This window comes from Brevundimonas sp. TWP2-1 (genome assembly GCF_049897645.1).
Classification (GTDB): domain Bacteria; phylum Pseudomonadota; class Alphaproteobacteria; order Caulobacterales; family Caulobacteraceae; genus Brevundimonas.
The window spans coordinates 1,035,228-1,051,504 of the sequence record NZ_JAFCWR010000001.1 but is presented as its reverse complement, the minus strand read 5'-3'; the positions used below and the strand labels follow the sequence as shown (position 1 = coordinate 1,051,504).

Genomic DNA, 16,277 nt, shown 5'->3' with positions numbered 1-16,277 from the left:
GCGTGACCGACGCGGTCGCGCCCGTCCTTCCCGACCGGCCGACCTCGCGCTGGCTGATCCTGGACGGGCAGGGGCGGGTGCTGCTGTTCCACTTTGTCTTTTCCAACGGCCCTTTGGCCGGCACGGCCTTCTGGGCCACGCCGGGCGGCGGCGCCGAGCCGGGCGAGACCTATGAGGACGCGGCCCGTCGGGAACTCTGCGAAGAGACGGGGCTGGTCGTCGCCGATCCCGGCCCGCAGGTCGCGCGTGTCCGCGTCAGTTTCCGCCTGCCCGACGGCCGCATGGCCGATGTGGATCAGCGGTTCTTCCTGCTGCGCACCGAGGCGTTCGACCTGTCGTCCGCCGGATGGACCGAGGAGGAGCGGGACGTTCTGGTGGCGCATCGCTGGTGGAGCATCGCCGACATCCGCACCACGACCGAGACGATCTGGCCGGCGGAGTTGGCGGATATTCTGGAAGGGCTGTGAACCCTTCGTCTCAGACCTGCCGAGACCGATTTTCGCTCGCAAACATACCGCTTGCTCCGCCGCGCAAAGCGGCGCTTGAGTTTTCCGATCAATCGGAGCGCGTCATGACCACGATCCCAGTGTTCGACCTTCAGGCGGTGCAGAAAATCCGCAAGGGCGCCGTCCTCGTCGCCCTGCTGGCCTTGATCGGACTGACCATGGTGTCCCAGTCCGTGACGGGCGTGGACAGTCCGCTGCATGAAGGCGTCGAGGCCGTGGGCTTGGCCGCCATCGTCTTCGCGATCGTCGGCCGTGCCTGGTGCTCGCTGTATATCGGTGGGCGCAAGAAGGCCGAGATCGTGTCGCGCGGCCCTTACTCGATCAGCCGCAATCCGCTCTACATCTTCAGCTTCTTCGGCGCCTTCGGCATCGGTGCCCAGAGCGGCAGCCTGACCCTGGCGGTGCTGTTCACCCTGGCGTCCCTAGCGGTCTTCTACCTGACCGTTCGCCGTGAAGAAGCCTGGCTGGGCGCGACCTTTGGGACTGAATACGCGGCCTACAAAGCCCGGACACCGCGTTTCTGGCCCAACTTCGCCCTGTGGCGCGACGAGGCGGAACTGTCGGTCCGGCCGTCCTTCTTCCTGACGACCATCCGCGACGGTCTGGTCTTCCTGCTGGCGATCCCGCTGTTCGAAGCCATCGACCTGGCCCAGGCCGAGGGCTGGCTGCGGGTTCTGGCGCACCTGCCCTAAGCGGCTCGGCTCCCGGTCGGCACGTCGACCATCAGGCTTTCGCGCATCCGCACGGCGTCCCGACCGGGCGGCAGGCCGAACTGGCGGGCATATTCGCGGCTGAACTGGGAGGGGCTGTCGTAGCCGACGGCGAAGCCGGTCTCGGCCGCGCCATCGACGCCGGTCAGCAACCGGGCGCGCGCTTCGCGCAGCCGCACCTGTTTGTGGAACTGCAGCGGGCTCATGGTCGTCACGGTGCGGAAATGGCGGTGAAAGGTCGACAGGCTCATGCCGGCCATGTTCGACAGGGCGTCCAGCCGTATCGGCTCGGCGTAGTGGGCGCGGATCCAGCTGATGGCGCGGCTGACGCCCGACAGGCGGCTTTCGGCTGAGCCGATCTGACGCACGGTGGCGGCGTGCCGGCTGTGGAGCAGGCGCCAGACCAGTTCGCGCTCGATCATCGGCGTCATCACGGCGATCTCGCCCGGTCGGTCCAGAAGGCGCAGCAGGCGCGCCATGGGCTCCAGTAGTTCGTTCTCCAGCCGGGTCACCTGGAGGCCGGTCGGCGGCGGCTGATCCGAGGCATCGGGGGCGTCGATCTCCAGCATCAGGCCGGCGATGGTCGCGGGGTTCAGATCGAAGCTGAGGGCGCGGTACGGCGCCTCGATGATGCTGCCGCACACCGGCAGTTCAGCCGACACCACCAGGCAATCGCCGGCCCGGTAGGAATAGACGGTCTCGCCCAGGATCGTCTGTTTGGCTCCGCACACCACCAGGCACAGCATGGGATCGTAGGGAACAGCCACCATCCGCGTCGGGGCGTCGCTGCCATAAAGGCGCAGGCCCGGCACGGCGGAGCGCGACAGATCGGGCGGCGCGTGGCGCGCGACGATGTCCGTCATTTCCGGCAAGAAGCTCATGGATACATCCAACGCCTGTCTCTGGGTGTGCGCAAGCGGGCGAGCGCGTTTGACAGGATCGTGCAAGACTTCGCCCGGATCGACTTAACACCATCCGGCTGAAACGGCGTCTTCTCAACATCGTCAGACAGAGGAGACTTCCCATGACAACGACAACTCAAAAGACCTGGCTCGTGACCGGCGCGGCCCGTGGCCTGGGAGCGGGCATCGCCCGCGCCGCCCTGGACGCCGGCGACCGCGTCGTCGTCGCCGGTCGAAATCGCGACGCCCTGATCAAGGCCTTTGGCCCCGATAGCGATACTGTCCTGTCCGTGGCGATGGACGTCACGGATGCTGCCGCCATCGCCGCCACCGTCGAGGCCGCCGTGGCTCGCTTCGGCCGCATCGACGTGCTGGTCAATAACGCCGGTTACGGCCACCTCGGCATCTTCGAGGAGACGACCGCCCAGGACGCGCGCAGCCAGTTCGACACCAATGTCTTCGGCCTGTTCGACATGACCCGCGCCGTCCTGCCGGTCATGCGCGCCCAGCGTTCGGGCCATGTGTTCAACGTCTCGTCCGTGGGTGGCATGGTCGGCGGGGCGTCCGGTGCGATCTATTGCGCGTCGAAGTTCGCCATCGAGGGCTTCAGCGAGTCGATCGCCCAGGAAGTCGGCCCCTTTGGCGTCCACGTCACCATCGTTGAGCCGGGCTTCTTCCGCACCGACTTCCTAGACGCGACCTCGGTCGTCTACGCCGCCAACCCCATCGCCGACTACGCCCAGGCCTCGGCTGCGCTACGCGAATTCTATGAGGCTCGCAGCCATAACCAGGCGGGCGATCCGGCCAAGCTGGGGCAGGCGCTGGTGGCTTTGGCGGATGCGGAAAACCCGCCCGTGCGATGGGCGGCCGGAACGGACGCCGTGCGCATGATCGAGGGCAAGATCGCCGGGTTGACGACGGAGATGGACGCTTGGCGCGACCTGTCGATATCGACCGACGGCGACTTTGCCTTCCGCGAGGAACCGGGCGCCAGCGCCTGGGGCTGACCCCGGCCTAGACCAGCGCTTCCGTCGTCGGTCCGGCCTTCCAGTCGCGGAAGCGGATCGTCAGCGGGGGCGTGGCGTCGCCGTTCGCCAGTTCGACGACCAGAGGCCCGATCTCGGACGGGTGGGGCAGGCCGGACGGGTCTTCGCCCGGATAGGCCTGGGCGCGCATCGCCGTGCGCATGCGGCCGGGATCGACGATGCTGACGCGGACAGGCGTGCTCTCGATCTCGTCGGCCCAAGCCTTCACCAGGGCCTCGGCGCCGGCCTTGGTCGCGGCGTACATGCCCCAGAAGGCCTTGGGCGCGCTGGCCACGCTGGTGGTGAATTGGATGGCGCGACCGGCGTCAGAGGCGCGCAGCAGCGGCTCCAGCGAGCGGATCAGGCGATAGACGGCGGTGAAGTTGGTCTTCTCGATCTTGGCGAACTCGCGCGGATCGGCGTGGGACACTGGCGTCAGGCCCGACGGCCCCATTGTGGCGGCGGCATGGACCCAGATGTCCAGCTTCTTGAACCGTTCGAAGATGGCCCCGCCCAGTCGGTCGATGGCGCCGCCGTCCACCAGGTCGAACGGGATCAGGGTCGCGTGGCGGCCCGTGGCGGCGAAGATGGCGTCGTCCAGCTCTTCCAGCCCGCCCTGGGTGCGAGCGGTCGCAATGACGTGCGCGCCCGCCTTGGCCAGGGCCAGCGCGCTTTCATAGCCGATGCCGCGCGAGGCGCCGACGACGAGGGCGATACGGTCTTTCAGGGGCAGGGCTTCAGTCATGCTGGGGTGGTAGGAGTGGCGATGCGACGGGTCAATGTGTTATCCTGTGTTCAGATGTGCACAGGAGCATTCCGCCATGGCCGCCAGCACGACCGTCACTGTCCGCATGAGCGGAACGCTCAAGGAGCGGCTAGGGCTGCTTGCCGAGAAGACCCAACGAACCCAGTCCTTTCTCGCTGAACGCGCGATCTCTGGCTACGTAGATCGCGAGTTGGAAATGATGGCGGCCGTCGAGCAGGGCCTGGAAGATTTTCGCAATGGCGATGTCGTTCCGCACGATGAGGCCATGCGTCGGATTCGCGAGACCATCGCCAAATACGAATCCTGATGCGCGCCGTCGTCTGGTCGCGGCGGGCCTTGATCGAACTGACCCATGCCATCGACTATCTGGCGCAGCGAAATCTGTCCGCCGCCCAACGGATCGAGTTGAGAATCATCGAGACGACGGAAAAGCTGGCCAAGCGGCCCATCGGGCGACCGGGCAAGCAGCCGGGGACGTATGAGAAGCTCGTCACCGGCGCGCCATACCTGATCGTCTACGCCTTGACCGACGGCGATGACGGCGGCCAGGTCCAGATCATCCGCCTGTTCCACACGGCCCAGGACCAGGGTTGAGGTCCGTCAGGCGCTGACCAGCAGAGACAGTTGTTTGGCGCCGAACTCGCGGCCGCCTTCCTCGATCTCGCGATCCAGCAGGCGGGTGGGATAGTCGCCGGTGAAATAGTGGTCGGTGAACTGGGGCGCGGCGTTGTTGCGGCCGGTCTCGCCCATCGCCTGATACAGGCCGTCGATGGACAGGAAGCCGAGCGAATCGACTTCCAGCAGGTCGCGCATCTCTTCCAGAGTCTTGTTGGCGGCCAGCAGTTGGGCGCGCTCCGGCATGTCGATGCCGTAGAAGTCGGGGAAGAGGATCTGGGGGCTGGCCGAGCGCAGGTGGACCTCGGTCGCGCCGGCGGCGCGCACGGCGCGAACCAGCTTCAGCGAGGTGGTGCCGCGCACGATGGAGTCGTCGATCAGCACGACGCGCTTGCCGGCGAGGGCCGACTTGTTCGGGCTGTGCTTCATGCGCACGCCCTTCTGTCGGGCGCCCTGGCTGGGCTGGATAAAGGTACGGCCCAGATAGTGGCTGCGGATGATGCCCATCTCGTAGGGGATGCCGCTTTCCTGAGCGTAGCCGAGGGCCGCCGGCACGCCCGAATCCGGCACCGGCACGACGATGTCGGCGTCGACACCCAGCTCGCGGGCCAGGCCCCGACCCATTTCCTTGCGGACCTCATAGACCGAACGACCGTTCACGACCGAATCCGGGCGCGAGAAATAGACGTATTCGAACAGGCAGGGGCGGGCGACGCGCGCCGGGAAGGGCTTGAGCGAACGCAAGCCGCTGTCGTCGATGACCACGATCTCGCCGTGCTCGACGTCGCGGACGAAGGTGGCGCCCATCATGTCCAGGGCGCAGGTCTCTGACGCCAGCACCCAGGCCTCGCCGACCTGGCCCAGCACCAGCGGCCGGATGCCCAGCGGGTCCCGCGCGCCGATCATCTTGGTGCGCGTCTGTGCGACCAGCGCATAGCCGCCCTCGATCCGCGCCAGGGCGTCGATGAATCGGTCGACGATCTTGGCTTTGCGGCTGCGCGCGATCAGGTGAAGGATGACTTCGGAATCCGAGGTCGACTGGAAGATGGCGCCTTCGCTGACCAACTGGCTGTGCAGGAATTTGAAGTTGGTCAGGTTGCCGTTGTGGGCGATGGCGATGCCGCCCTGGTCCAGGTCGGCGAACATCGGCTGGATGTTGCGCAGGAACGAACCGCCGGCGGTGGAATAGCGGGTGTGGCCCACGGCTGCGCGGCCGGGCATTCGGGTCATCAGGTCGGCGCCGCCGAAGGCCTCGCCCACCAGGCCCTGGTGGCGTTCGGTGTGGAACCGCTCGTCCTTGACGCTGGCGATACCGCAGGCTTCCTGGCCGCGATGCTGCAGGGCGTGCAGGCCCAGGGCGACGATCGCCGAGCCTTCGTCCTCGTCCGCGCCCCAGACGCCGCAGACGCCGCACTCCAGCCGCAGCTGGTCGTCCTCCGGCTCGCGCCAGTGCTCGCGGTGAACGACGGGATCGGCGATATGGTGGCGCATCGTGGGGCTCCGATGACCGGGGAAACTTAAGGGGCGGCTTCGCGCGGCGAGTTAGGCTCTGATTGCGTCGGGGGCAAGGCTTCGTCGTCCGAAAACCCCCTGCGTACGGACGAATCGACCACCGGCGTGATCGCGTCGGCCCCACGCCCGAGGCTGGGCAGAACGATCTGGATGGCGCGGGCGCCCATGGCGCTGACCGGATAGAGGGCCGCATTTGTCAGCCAGCGCGGCGTTCGCTCGCCCGGCAGGGCCGCCACGACGACCAGATGCACCGCCCCGATCAGGACCAGGGCGCGAATGCCGCCGATCAGCAGGCCGAACATGCGATCGACGCCGCCGAGGTGCGGATTGTCCTTGGCGCTCTTGGAGATCATCGACCCGACGAGGCGCAGGCCGAAATAGACGACGAAGAATGTCAGGACGGCCGCCAGGATCGACCCCGCCCATTCGGGATCCACGAACGACCGGCCGATGCTTGCTGTCCACGGCAGGCTGATCAGCGCCACCAGGGCCGCCAGGGTCGCGCTGAGCAGGGTGATGATCTCGCGCACCCCGCCGCGCACCCAGCCGGCGGCGACGGAAAACAGGATCACCACAATGGCGAAGACGTCGTATCCGGTCACGCGTTCGGGATCCTGCGGTTGCTACCGGGGTCTAATAGCGGTTCTGCGAGATTCGTTCGACCACATCCGTCAGACGCGTCACCGATGTCACCTTCACGCCCTTGGTCTTGGCCGTCAGCGTCGGGCTGAGCACCTGATCGAAGCCCAGCTTCTGGGCCTCGCGCAGGCGGGCCTCGGCGCGGCCGACGCTGCGGACCTCGCCCGACAGGCCGATCTCGCCGAAGACGACGCAGCCCTGGGGCAGGGAGACGCCGGTCGCCGAACTGATCAGGGCCGCCGCCGCCGCGAGGTCCGCAGCGGGCTCGTTGATGCGCAGGCCGCCCGCGACGTTCAGATAGACGTCCTGATCGCCGAAGCCGAAACCACAGCGGGCCTCCAGCACGGCCAGCACCATGGCCAGGCGCCCCGTCTCCCAGCCGATCACGGCCCGACGCGGGGTGCCATAGGCGGATTTGGACACCAGGGCCTGCATCTCGACCAGCACGGGGCGCGAGCCTTCGATGCCGGCGAAGACGGCGGCGCCGGGTGCCCGCTCCTTGCCCTCGCCCAGGAAGAGGGCGGACGGATTGGCGACCTCGCGCAGACCGCTGTCGCCCATTTCGAACACGCCGATCTCGTCGGTGGCGCCGAAGCGGTTCTTGCCGGCGCGCAGGATGCGGAACGGATAGCCGCGCTCGCCCTCGAAGGTCATGACGGCGTCGACCAGATGTTCGACCACGCGAGGACCGGCGACCTGGCCGTCCTTGGTGACGTGACCGACCAGGATGACCGCCACGCCTTGGGACTTGGCCAGTCGCACCATTTCGCCGGCGCAGGCCCGGACCTGGGTGATCGAGCCGGGGCCGCTCTCGTGCACGTCGGACCACAGGGTCTGGATCGAATCGACGATGACGATGTCGAAATGCTCGCGTTTCAGCGTGCCCAGAATTTCACGCAGCGCCGTCGCCGCCGCCAGATTGACCGGCGCATCCGCCAGACCCATCCGCTTGGCCCGCGCCCGGATCTGCTCGACGGCTTCTTCGCCCGAGATATAGGCGACGCGCGATCCCTTCAGCGCCGCCTTGGCCGCGACCTCCAGCAACAGGGTCGATTTGCCTACGCCGGGGTCGCCGCTGAGCAGGATGGCCGAGCCGGGCACCACCCCGCCGCCGCAGACGCGGTCGAACTCGGCCACGCCCGTGATGATGCGCGGCGGTTCGGGCGTGTCGGATTGCAGGGTCTCGAACTGAATGCCGCGCGTCCGGGCCGAGGTCGCAGCCGAAGGTTTGATCGCGCCGGGCGGGGCCGAACGGCTTTCTTCGCTGAGGGTATTCCACTGGCCGCAGGAACTGCACTGGCCCGACCATTTGCCGTGGACCGAGCCGCAGGACTGACAGACGTAGAGGGCGGAATCGCGAGCCATGGGCTTCCTTAGCAGGTCGAACGGTTTGGGCCGCCTGTTCGACAACGCATGGAGCGTATCCACGACAGTTTCGGACGCAGGTGCAACCTTTGCCATAACAAGGTATTGAGAATCTGTCGCACGCCCTTGCTACTTGAGGCGACGCAACGTCAACATCCGATCTTATCCATCGCCGAGGCGCCCATGACCGATCCGACGTCCCATTCCCAACCCGCCGTCGATCCGGCGCTCGTCGCCAGGGTCAAGGGCATCCTGCTTCAGCCCAAGATCGAATGGCTGCGCATCGACGGCGAGTTCGCCACCAACAAGAGCCTGTTCACGCGCTACGCGATGATCCTGGCGGCCATCGGTCCGGTCGCGACGCTGATCGGCAGCCTGGTCTTCGGCCACGCCTCGATCGTCAGCGCCCTGGTGCTCGCCATCGTCTCGTATGGCCTGTCGCTGGCCAGCGTCTTCATTCTGGGCCTCATCATCAACGCCCTGGCGTCCAGCTTCGGCGGCGCGCCCAATCCGGTGCAGGCGATGAAGCTGGCGGTCTATGCCTCGACCGCCTCATGGATCGCCAGCGTGTTCAACCTGATCCCGCTGTTGGGCTGGGTGTCGATCATCGGCGGCATCTACAGCCTGGTCCTGCTGTTCCTGGGCCTGCCGATCCTGATGAAGGTCCCGGAAGACAAGAAGGTCGTCTACTACATCGTCATTCTGATCGCCGGCATCGTGATTTACGCCGTGATGGCCGCCATCCTCGGCGCCATCGCCTTGACCTTCGTCGCCTCGACGGCTGGTCTGGCCGCCATGGGCGCAGGCTACTGAGATAGACCCGGCGCGCGGTGGGGGTCGAAGTCAGCGCTCCTGGCTGACGGCCCCCGCCGCGACCGGCCTCTGATCGCTTTCCCCGTTCCCCTCCGCCGATTCCGTGGCAGGATCGGCGCATCACGGGGACGGGGATTTTCATGACACTCTGCAAACGCGCAGTCGCCGGCGCAGCGACGCTGGCGATGACCTTGATGGCGAGCGCCGCCTGGGCCGAGACGCTGGTCGTCACCGCCGACCGCATGGTCGATGTCGAGCGGGGCGTCTATGTCGCCGCGCCTGTGGTGGTGATCACCGATGGTCGTATCGTCTCCGTCGGCGACCGGGTCCCCGCTGACCTGCCGACGGATGCTAAGCGTCTGGACCTGCCGGGGCTGACCCTACTGCCCGGCCTGATCGACATGCATGTCCACCTGGGCGGCACCCCCTATGTCGCGGGCTTCGAGGCTCTGCGGTTCGCAGACGACTTCGAGCCGATCCTGCAAGTTCCGCATGCGCGCGCGACGCTGATGGCCGGATTCACTACGGTGCGGAATCTGGGCGGCCCGCCCTTCGCCGACGTCGCCTTGCGCCAGGCCATCGACGGGGGCTTTGTCGAGGGGCCGCGGGTCGTCCCCGCGGGGGTCTCTTTCGGCGCGACAGGCGGTCACTGCGACCACACCGGCATGCCGCATGCGATGGAGATGCGTAACGAATACAACGCCGACAGCCCCGACGCCGCGCGCCACAGCGTGCGCGAGGTGCGCAAATACGGCGCCCAGGTCATCAAGGTGTGCGCCACCGGCGGCGTCTTCTCCCACAACACCGAACCCGGCCAGCAGCAGATGACCGAGGCCGAACTGCGCGCCGTCGCGGACGAGGCGCACATGTGGGGCCTCAAGGTCGCCGCCCACGCCCATGGGACCGAGGGCATCAAGGCCGCTATCCGGGCCGGCATCGACACCATCGAACATGCCTCGCTGATCGACGACGAAGGCATCCGCCTGGCGCGCGAGCACGGAACGTGGCTGTCGATGGACATCTACAACACCGACTTCACCCAGGCGACGGGCACCGAGTTCGGCGTCACGGAAGACAATCTGCGCAAGGACCGCGAGATCGCCCAGGCCCAGCGCGACAACTTCCGCCGCGCCCACGACGCCGGGGCGCGCATGGTGTTCGGGTCCGACGCCGCCATCTATCCGCACGGCCGCAACGCCGAGCAGTTCGCCGTCATGGTCCGCTATGGCATGAGCCCAGCCGAGGCCATTCGCGCCGCCACCTGGAACGCGTCGCAGGCCCTGGGACGCGAGGCCGATGTGGGTGCGGTATCGGTGGGCCGTTATGGCGATCTGATCGCGGTGGCGGGCGATCCGCTGGCCGACGTGACCACACTCCAGACCGTGCCCGTAGTCGTCAAGGGCGGCGAGGTGGTCAAGGATGCGCGCTGAACAGCGGTTCTGCGCGCCGTCTAATCTAAGTAGCGACGCGGCACGCGCGTGGTGATCGAGGTCAGCAACTCATAGCTGATGGTCCCCGCAGCCGCCGCCGCGTCGTCAAGCAAGCGGTTGGCGCCGAACAACTCGACCGGATCGCCGACCGCGACGTCCAGGCCGGTGATGTCCACTGCGCAGACGTCCATCGACACCCGGCCCAGCAGCGGTCGGGTCTCGCCCGCGATCCACACCGCGCCCTGGGGCGAGTAGGACCGAAGCAGCCCGTCCGCATAGCCCGCCGCCACCGTCGCGACCCGCATCGGGCGCTCGGCGATGAAGCCGCGCGAATAGCCGACGCTCTCGCCCGCCGGCACTTCGCGCACCTGAAGCACCTGGGCCGTCAGCGCAGCCACGGGCGAGATCCGGGGATCGGGCCGCCCCTCCGGTCCGCCGCCGTAAAGGCAGATGCCCGGCCGCACGGTGTCGAAGGCGAAATCCGGGCCCAGGAAACAACCGCTGGAGTTGGCGAAGGACCGGATCACGCCCGGATAGCGATCCACCACGCCTGCAAAGGCGTCGCGCTGGCGCCGGTTCATCGGATTGGCAGGTTCATCGGCGCAGGCCAGGTGGGTCAGGACCAGGGCCAGGCCGTCGAAGGCCTCGGGCGCATCCTCGGGGCGGACGCCCAGCCGGTTCATGCCGGTGTCGATCTGCAGGCCGCACGTCCCGCCGCCCGCCGCCGCCCAGGCCTGCATCTGCTCCGGATGGTTGAGCACCGGCCGCAGATCGGCCGCCTTCAGCCTCTCGGCGTCGTCGCCGTGGCATCCGTCGAGAACATAGATGACGGGACCATCGGAGTCCTGCGGCCCCAGCGCGGCCCGCAGCCGCACACCTTCGGCCGCCCGCGCCACAAAGAAGGTCCGCGCCCCCTCGGCCATCAGCCGCGTCGCCACCGCCTGCGCCCCCAGCCCATAGCCGTCCGCCTTGACCACCGGATGCACCGGCTGGCCGCTGACGGCGCCCAGCGTGTGGTAGTTTCGCGCCAGGGCGGTGAGATCGACGGACAGGACGGCGGGTGTAGCGGCGGGGGCGGGGACAGAGACAGTCATTGCGCCCTTATGCGCCAAGTTCCGGTCGATGGAACAGCCGCCTACTCGTAGCTGACCTCTTCATACCCATGCGCCAGATTGCCGAAGCGCACCGTGTCGGCGTCGAAGGCCAGTTTGACGATGCCGATGGGACCGTGGCGTTGCTTGCCGATGACGACCTCGGCCTGGCCTTGCAGGCGGTCCATGTCCTGCTGCCATTGCAGGTGTTCCTCGGTGCCCTCGCGCGGTTCGGCGCGACCCAGGTAGTAGCTTTCGCGATAGACGAACATCACGCAGTCGGCGTCCTGCTCGATCGAGCCGGATTCGCGCAGGTCAGACAGTTGGGGGCGTTTGTCATCGCGTTGCTCCACCTGACGCGACAGCTGCGACAGGGCGATGATCGGCACCGACAGTTCCTTGGCCAAGGCCTTCAGCCCGCCTGTGATCTCGGACACTTCTTGCACGCGGTTCTTCTGGCCGCCGGCGTTGCCGGTCGTGACCAGTTGCAGGTAGTCGACGATGATCAGGTCCAGCCCGTGTTCCATCCGCTTCAGGCGGCGCGCCCGCGCGGCCAGCTTGGACATGGACAGGCCGCCGGTGGCGTCGATGTAGAGCGGAGCCTCGCCGATCTCGACCGCCGCGTCGCGCAGCTTGCCGAAGTCGGTGGCGTCGATCTCGCCCTTGCGCAGCTTGTCCGACGACACGCCCGAGGCGTCGGCCAGGATACGCATCGCCAGCTGTTCGGCGCTCATTTCCAGCGAATAGAAGGCGACCACGCCGCCGTTGACGGTCTTGCGACCCTCCGGCGTGGGCTCCCACTGATAGGCGCGGGCCACGTTGAAGGCCATGTTGGTGGCGAGCGCCGTCTTGCCCATCGACGGACGACCGGCGAGGATCAGAAGGTCGGAAGGGTGCAGGCCGCCCAGTTTGCGGTCCAGATCGTTCAGGCCGGTGGCCAGGCCGGCCAGCTTGCCTTCGCGCTGATAGGCTTCGGCCGCCATCTGAACGGCGCCGGACAGGGCATTGGAGAAGCTGACGAAACCGGACGAAGGCTTGCCCGTCTCGGCCAGCGAATACAGGGTCTGTTCGGCCTGTTCGATCTGTTCGTCGGCAGGCGTTTCGGGATTGGGCGCCTCCTTGATCATCTCGCCGCCGATACGGATCAGGTCGCGGCGCAGGGCCAGGTCATAGACGACGCGGGCATAATCGGGGGCGTTGGCGGCGGGGGGCGCGCGGTCGACCAGGTCGGCGAGGTAGCGCAGGCCGCCGAACTCCTGGAAGGCCGGGTCCTGCTTGAACCGCTCCATCAGAATGGTGGGCTCGGCCAGCATGCCCTGGCGGATGTGATCCTCGACGGCGTCGAACAGACGTTGGTGGAAGGGTTCGTAGAAATGCACCCCGCGCAGCCGGTCGTTCAGCCGCTCGAACACGGCGTTGTCGAACATCAGCGAGCCCAGCAGCGCCTGCTCGGCTTCCAGATTATGCGGCATCGAACTGACGCCGCCGTTTTCCAGGGGCGAGGACGAGAAGGGCATGGGGGCGAAGGCGTTCATCGATTAACGCTTTAGCCCTCTCACGCCTCTACGTCAGACGGGGACGCCGCCTGCGCCGTGGACAGATCGTTGGGGCTGGGGACGAACCGGAATTCCTCAATCGGATTTCGTCCGTCCTGCGAAGGATCGTCGATCCATCTGGCCTTATGGACAGGGGTACTCCGCCGCCATCCATTCGCGCATCGCCTGGGTCACGCTGATGTTGCGACGCGCGGCGGGGATGGCGTTGAAGCGGGCTAGGATCTGGTTCGGCGATAACCCGACCTTGTCCGGCATGCAGGTCGCAGGCGTGCGTCCCGCCGTCGTGGCTGCGGTCTGTTCGGTCCGAACCGTGCGGACAGCGCCGCGGAACTCGGCCATCAGCCGGCGCGTGTCGGAGCGCAGCAGGGCCGTCGGGTTCTGGGGGATGGCGTTGGCGGTGGTCAGGAACTCCTGCACCGTCATGGCGCTGGCTGCGCCGGCGATCAGCGAAAGCGCCAAGACGCCTGCTGCAATCAATCTGGTCTTCATGTCGGTCCCCTCCAAAGCCCCCTCTGGCAAGGCCAAGGTTGAACGCTGATATGTGTCGCAACTGCGGCGCGGTGGAGGGGCCAAGCTGAAGCTTTCGTAATCCGATCAAAGAAAAGGGCGCTCCGCAGAGCGCCCTTGCCTCATGGCTCGTCAGCTCGACCTCACCATTTCAGGCTGACGCGCGCATAGCCGTAGCGCCCGTTGAAGCCGAACGGCGAATAGTAGGGGAAGCCCAGCACGCCGTTGGAGTTCAGCGTTCCCGGCACGAAGTCCGGGTATTCGTCGAACACATTGTCCACCCCGATGGCCACGCCGACGCGCTCCGTCAGCTGGAAACGGCCTTCCAGATCGACGACGGTCTTGGCGCCCGTACTGTAGTCGTTGGCCGCAACCGATCCGGCCTGAAGCACATCGCCATAGTAGGTGGCGCGCACGGTGGCGCCCCACTTGTCCCGGCTCCAGTCCGCCGCCGCCGAGACCTTGGTGTCGGGCGTGCCGTCCTCGATGGTCAGGATGCGCTGGCGGGCGAACAGGGTCGGGACCGGATTCAGCACCGACGACGAGGTCGGCAGGCTGTTGACCGACACGTCGTTGAAGTTGGCCGCCACGGTGAAGTCGAAGTCGCCGAGCGTGTCTGTCGGCAGACGATAGCGCCCGACGATGTCCACGCCCTCGGTCGAGGTTGAGACGCCGTTCAGGAAGAAGCGCGCCGCCTGGATGCCCTGCGGATCCAGCAGGCTGGCGACCTGGGGAGAGAAGAAGCGGTTGATCAGTTCCGACAGGACAATCTGGTCCTCGATGTCGATCTTGTAGGCGTCCACCGTCAGGTCGAACCGGCCCAGGCGGATGACGGCGCCCAGCGAATAGTTGGTCGAGGTCTCGGCCTTCAGCGGACGCGCGCCCAGGGCCGCAGCGACCGCGCTGGTGGCGGGGAAGGTGCCGGTTTCGACCACGGCGCCGTTCTGGATCACCGAGGCGGTCGAGGTGAAGAAGCTCTGTTGCAGCGAAGGCGCGCGGAAGCCGGTCGAGACCGATCCCCGCAGGGCGAAGCTGGGCGTGAAGTCATAGCGGGCCGACAGCTTGCCCGTCTGGGTGTCGCCGAAGTCGGAATAGTCCTCGAACCGCACGGCGCCCTCGACGCGCAGCTTGTCGGTCAGGGGGATTTCCACGTCGGCGTAGGCGGCGAAGTTGTCGCGATCGACATCGACGGCGTTCGACGGTTGGAAGCCGACAAAGCCTTGGGCGCCGCCGGTCAGGGCCGTGTTGGCGCCCAGCGGGCCGCGGTTGTAGCTCTCGGGCTGGCCCGCCTCGATCATGTAGTTCTCCCAGCGCTGCTCCAGGCCCCATGCGAAGTTCAGCGGGCCGCCCGACAGGCCGACCTCGAATTCTCGGCTGAAGTCGGTGCCCAGCACCAGTTGATCATAGATCAGGCTGCCGGAATCGAAGCTGGTCGGCGAAGCGGCGCCATAGGTCGAGTTCAGCGAATCCTCTGTGCGGAAGTCCAGCGCGTTGCGGCCGTAGGTCAGGCTGACGTCCGTGTTCCAACCGGCCAGTTCGCCGCGCAGGCCGCCGGCCAGCGAGGCGTCTTTCGAGTTGATCGCCACCTTGGGCAGGAAGCCGTTGGGATAGATGGCGGCGACATTGTTGGCGTTGTCGGACAGGCGAGGGAAGGCGGCGCCTTCGCTGTCGCGGTCCTGATAGCCGGCCCAGCCATAGGCCTCCCAGCCATTGCCCAGGCCCTTGCCGGCGTTGGCGAAGACCGTCCATTGCTCCACGTCCGGGTCGCCGAAGCGGGCGGTGATCGCACCGTTCGCTGTCGCGCGGGGGTCGTAGTCCGAGCGGTTCGTCGATTCGCGGTTCAGATATTCGGCCGACAGGGTCAGGAAGCCGTCGTCGCCCAGATAGAAACCCTGCCAGGCCGAGGCCGTCACCGTGCCGCCGTCCTGCTCGTCGCGTTCGCCGCGCGCGGTCTTCACCGTGGTGAAATACTGGCCATAAGTCACGCTGGCGCCGCCGCCGCTGGAGGCCTCCTTCAGGCGCAGGTTCACGACGCCGGCGATGGCGTCAGAACCATATTGGGCCGATGCGCCGTCGCGCAGCACCTCGACCCGGTCCAAGGCGCCGGTCGGGATGGTGTTCAGGTCGACGGCGGCCGAGCCTCGACCCACGACGCCGTTGACGTTGACCAGGGCCGAGGCGTGGCGACGCGTGCCGTTGACCAGCACCAGTGTCTGATCCGGCGACAGGCCGCGCAGGGTGATCGGGCGGATCGAGTCCGTGCCGTCGTTGGCGGACGGCCGCTGGAAGGTCAGCGACGGGACGGCCTGGGCCAGGGCGGTGGAGAACTCGGTCGTGCCGCGCGTCTGAAGCGCCTCGGCGGTCACCACGTCCACGGGCGCCAGGGTGTCCAGGCGCGAGCGGTTCTGGACCCGCGTGCCGGTGACCACGATGTCGTCCACCTGGGCGGCGTCATCGACGCTGGGTTCAGCGGTCTGGGCGAAGGCAGGGGCGGCGATCAGCAGGGCGAGCGTCGAGACGGTCGCGAACAGGGCCGGGGCGGCGGCCCGTTGCAGGGTATTGCGCATTGAGAGATTTCCTAAGGCTTGTTTTTGGCGCGAGCGCGCATCGCCGCCGCTGGTTACGGCGAGCTTTGAAGTCGATCTGGAGTTCAGGTGTCGTGCGGCCTCAGCCGCAACATCGCCCACGGGCGGGCAGCATCGCCGCGAAATGGGGGGTGTTCGTCATCGCCGTCTCCAACCGCACGGTCGGGGAGATCCCGGCGGTCATGGCCATATCAGGGCGAAGGTGCGGCGGGTCAATCAGCGCAGAAGTCCATGTTTTCTGCGGTAGGCCAGTAG

16 protein-coding genes are annotated in these 16,277 nt (G+C 67.2%); 7 read left to right on the top strand and 9 right to left on the bottom strand.

Going from position 1 to position 16,277, the window contains the following annotated elements:
• Nucleotides 1-2: 2 nt before the first annotated feature.
• Both ACP7BH_RS05290 and ACP7BH_RS05285 read left to right on the top strand, forming a co-directional pair.
• Nucleotides 3-467, top strand: a complete 465-nt coding sequence (locus ACP7BH_RS05290) for an NUDIX hydrolase (RefSeq protein ID WP_425983087.1) — start codon at nucleotides 3-5, stop codon at nucleotides 465-467.
• Nucleotides 468-571: 104 nt separating this feature from the next.
• Nucleotides 572-1,198 (top strand): methyltransferase family protein, encoded by a 627-nt coding sequence (locus ACP7BH_RS05285; protein ID WP_425983089.1) that lies wholly within the window; start codon nucleotides 572-574, stop codon nucleotides 1,196-1,198.
• Here the strand turns inward: ACP7BH_RS05285 and ACP7BH_RS05280 are convergent.
• Nucleotides 1,195-2,097: an AraC family transcriptional regulator N-terminal domain-containing protein gene (locus tag ACP7BH_RS05280; RefSeq protein ID WP_425983091.1), complete on the bottom strand. Its 903-nt coding sequence runs from the start codon at nucleotides 2,095-2,097 to the stop codon at nucleotides 1,195-1,197. The two genes, ACP7BH_RS05285 and ACP7BH_RS05280, sit on opposite strands and share 4 nt — an antisense overlap.
• A gap of 143 nt (nucleotides 2,098-2,240) precedes the next feature.
• Here ACP7BH_RS05280 and ACP7BH_RS05275 point away from each other — a divergent pair, with 143 nt between their 5' ends.
• Complete coding sequence (locus ACP7BH_RS05275) at nucleotides 2,241-3,125, top strand: oxidoreductase (RefSeq protein WP_425983093.1); 885 nt, start codon at nucleotides 2,241-2,243, stop codon at nucleotides 3,123-3,125.
• Between the two features lie 7 nt (nucleotides 3,126-3,132).
• Here the strand turns inward: ACP7BH_RS05275 and ACP7BH_RS05270 are convergent, their stop codons facing one another.
• Nucleotides 3,133-3,888 carry an SDR family NAD(P)-dependent oxidoreductase gene (locus tag ACP7BH_RS05270; RefSeq protein WP_425983095.1) on the bottom strand — a complete coding sequence of 252 codons (756 nt, stop codon included), beginning with the start codon at nucleotides 3,886-3,888 and terminating at the stop codon, nucleotides 3,133-3,135.
• A gap of 76 nt (nucleotides 3,889-3,964) precedes the next feature.
• On the opposite strand from ACP7BH_RS05270, the gene ACP7BH_RS05265 reads away from it, so the two are divergent.
• Both ACP7BH_RS05265 and ACP7BH_RS05260 read left to right on the top strand, forming a co-directional pair.
• Nucleotides 3,965-4,216, top strand: coding sequence for a CopG family ribbon-helix-helix protein (locus tag ACP7BH_RS05265; protein ID WP_425983097.1), 252 nt, complete (start codon nucleotides 3,965-3,967; stop codon nucleotides 4,214-4,216).
• A complete protein-coding gene (locus tag ACP7BH_RS05260) occupies nucleotides 4,216-4,503 on the top strand; it encodes a type II toxin-antitoxin system RelE/ParE family toxin (protein ID WP_425983099.1) in 288 nt (95 codons plus the stop codon). The genes ACP7BH_RS05265 and ACP7BH_RS05260 overlap by 1 nt, the downstream gene beginning before the upstream one ends.
• A 6-nt stretch (nucleotides 4,504-4,509) precedes the next feature.
• Here ACP7BH_RS05260 and purF read toward each other — a convergent pair whose 3' ends face one another.
• Genes purF through radA form a run of 3 tightly spaced genes read right to left on the bottom strand, consistent with a single transcriptional unit; the run spans nucleotide 4,510 to nucleotide 8,040 of the window.
• Nucleotides 4,510-6,015: an amidophosphoribosyltransferase gene (gene purF, locus ACP7BH_RS05255; protein WP_409718481.1), complete on the bottom strand. Its 1,506-nt coding sequence runs from the start codon at nucleotides 6,013-6,015 to the stop codon at nucleotides 4,510-4,512.
• A 26-nt stretch (nucleotides 6,016-6,041) separates the two neighbouring features.
• Nucleotides 6,042-6,638, bottom strand: a complete 597-nt coding sequence (locus ACP7BH_RS05250; RefSeq protein ID WP_425983101.1) for a CvpA family protein — start codon at nucleotides 6,636-6,638, stop codon at nucleotides 6,042-6,044.
• Nucleotides 6,639-6,669: 31 nt separating this feature from the next.
• A complete protein-coding gene (gene radA, locus ACP7BH_RS05245; protein WP_425983103.1) occupies nucleotides 6,670-8,040 on the bottom strand; it encodes a DNA repair protein RadA in 1,371 nt (456 codons plus the stop codon).
• A 183-nt stretch (nucleotides 8,041-8,223) separates the two neighbouring features.
• Between radA and ACP7BH_RS05240 the strand changes: the two genes are divergently transcribed.
• The gene (locus ACP7BH_RS05240) at nucleotides 8,224-8,853 is read left to right on the top strand and encodes a Yip1 family protein (RefSeq protein WP_425983105.1); all 630 of its coding nucleotides are present in this window, start codon (nucleotides 8,224-8,226) and stop codon (nucleotides 8,851-8,853) included.
• A 140-nt stretch (nucleotides 8,854-8,993) separates the two neighbouring features.
• Nucleotides 8,994-10,283 (top strand): metal-dependent hydrolase family protein, encoded by a 1,290-nt coding sequence (locus tag ACP7BH_RS05235; RefSeq protein ID WP_425983107.1) that lies wholly within the window; start codon nucleotides 8,994-8,996, stop codon nucleotides 10,281-10,283.
• Between the two features lie 20 nt (nucleotides 10,284-10,303).
• Here the strand turns inward: ACP7BH_RS05235 and alr are convergent, their stop codons facing one another.
• The 4 genes from alr to ACP7BH_RS05215 all read right to left on the bottom strand — a co-directional run bounded on the left by alr (nucleotide 10,304) and on the right by ACP7BH_RS05215 (nucleotide 16,004).
• On the bottom strand, nucleotides 10,304-11,377 hold the full coding sequence (alr, locus tag ACP7BH_RS05230) for an alanine racemase (protein ID WP_425983109.1): 1,074 nt from the start codon (nucleotides 11,375-11,377) through the stop codon (nucleotides 10,304-10,306).
• A 41-nt stretch (nucleotides 11,378-11,418) separates the two neighbouring features.
• Nucleotides 11,419-12,909, bottom strand: a complete 1,491-nt coding sequence (locus tag ACP7BH_RS05225) for a replicative DNA helicase (RefSeq protein WP_425983111.1) — start codon at nucleotides 12,907-12,909, stop codon at nucleotides 11,419-11,421.
• 144 nt (nucleotides 12,910-13,053) lie between these two features.
• Nucleotides 13,054-13,419: a hypothetical protein gene (locus ACP7BH_RS05220; RefSeq protein ID WP_425983113.1), complete on the bottom strand. Its 366-nt coding sequence runs from the start codon at nucleotides 13,417-13,419 to the stop codon at nucleotides 13,054-13,056.
• A 161-nt stretch (nucleotides 13,420-13,580) separates the two neighbouring features.
• Nucleotides 13,581-16,004, bottom strand: a complete 2,424-nt coding sequence (locus ACP7BH_RS05215) for a TonB-dependent receptor plug domain-containing protein (protein WP_425983115.1) — start codon at nucleotides 16,002-16,004, stop codon at nucleotides 13,581-13,583.
• Nucleotides 16,005-16,277 lie beyond the last annotated feature (273 nt).

Coding starts and splice junctions, on each gene's coding strand:
- ACP7BH_RS05285 (WP_425983089.1), top strand. CDS start 572: ATGACCACGATCCCAGTGTTCGACCTTCAGGCGGTGCAGAAAATCCGC.
- purF (WP_409718481.1), bottom strand. CDS start 6,015: ATGCGCCACCATATCGCCGATCCCGTCGTTCACCGCGAGCACTGGCGC.
- ACP7BH_RS05235 (WP_425983107.1), top strand. CDS start 8,994: ATGACACTCTGCAAACGCGCAGTCGCCGGCGCAGCGACGCTGGCGATG.
- alr (WP_425983109.1), bottom strand. CDS start 11,377: ATGACTGTCTCTGTCCCCGCCCCCGCCGCTACACCCGCCGTCCTGTCC.
- ACP7BH_RS05220 (WP_425983113.1), bottom strand. CDS start 13,419: ATGAAGACCAGATTGATTGCAGCAGGCGTCTTGGCGCTTTCGCTGATC.
- ACP7BH_RS05270 (WP_425983095.1), bottom strand. CDS start 3,888: ATGACTGAAGCCCTGCCCCTGAAAGACCGTATCGCCCTCGTCGTCGGC.
- ACP7BH_RS05260 (WP_425983099.1), top strand. CDS start 4,216: ATGCGCGCCGTCGTCTGGTCGCGGCGGGCCTTGATCGAACTGACCCAT.
- ACP7BH_RS05275 (WP_425983093.1), top strand. CDS start 2,241: ATGACAACGACAACTCAAAAGACCTGGCTCGTGACCGGCGCGGCCCGT.
- ACP7BH_RS05240 (WP_425983105.1), top strand. CDS start 8,224: ATGACCGATCCGACGTCCCATTCCCAACCCGCCGTCGATCCGGCGCTC.
- ACP7BH_RS05280 (WP_425983091.1), bottom strand. CDS start 2,097: ATGAGCTTCTTGCCGGAAATGACGGACATCGTCGCGCGCCACGCGCCG.
- ACP7BH_RS05265 (WP_425983097.1), top strand. CDS start 3,965: ATGGCCGCCAGCACGACCGTCACTGTCCGCATGAGCGGAACGCTCAAG.
- ACP7BH_RS05215 (WP_425983115.1), bottom strand. CDS start 16,004: ATGCGCAATACCCTGCAACGGGCCGCCGCCCCGGCCCTGTTCGCGACC.
- radA (WP_425983103.1), bottom strand. CDS start 8,040: ATGGCTCGCGATTCCGCCCTCTACGTCTGTCAGTCCTGCGGCTCGGTC.
- ACP7BH_RS05225 (WP_425983111.1), bottom strand. CDS start 12,909: ATGAACGCCTTCGCCCCCATGCCCTTCTCGTCCTCGCCCCTGGAAAAC.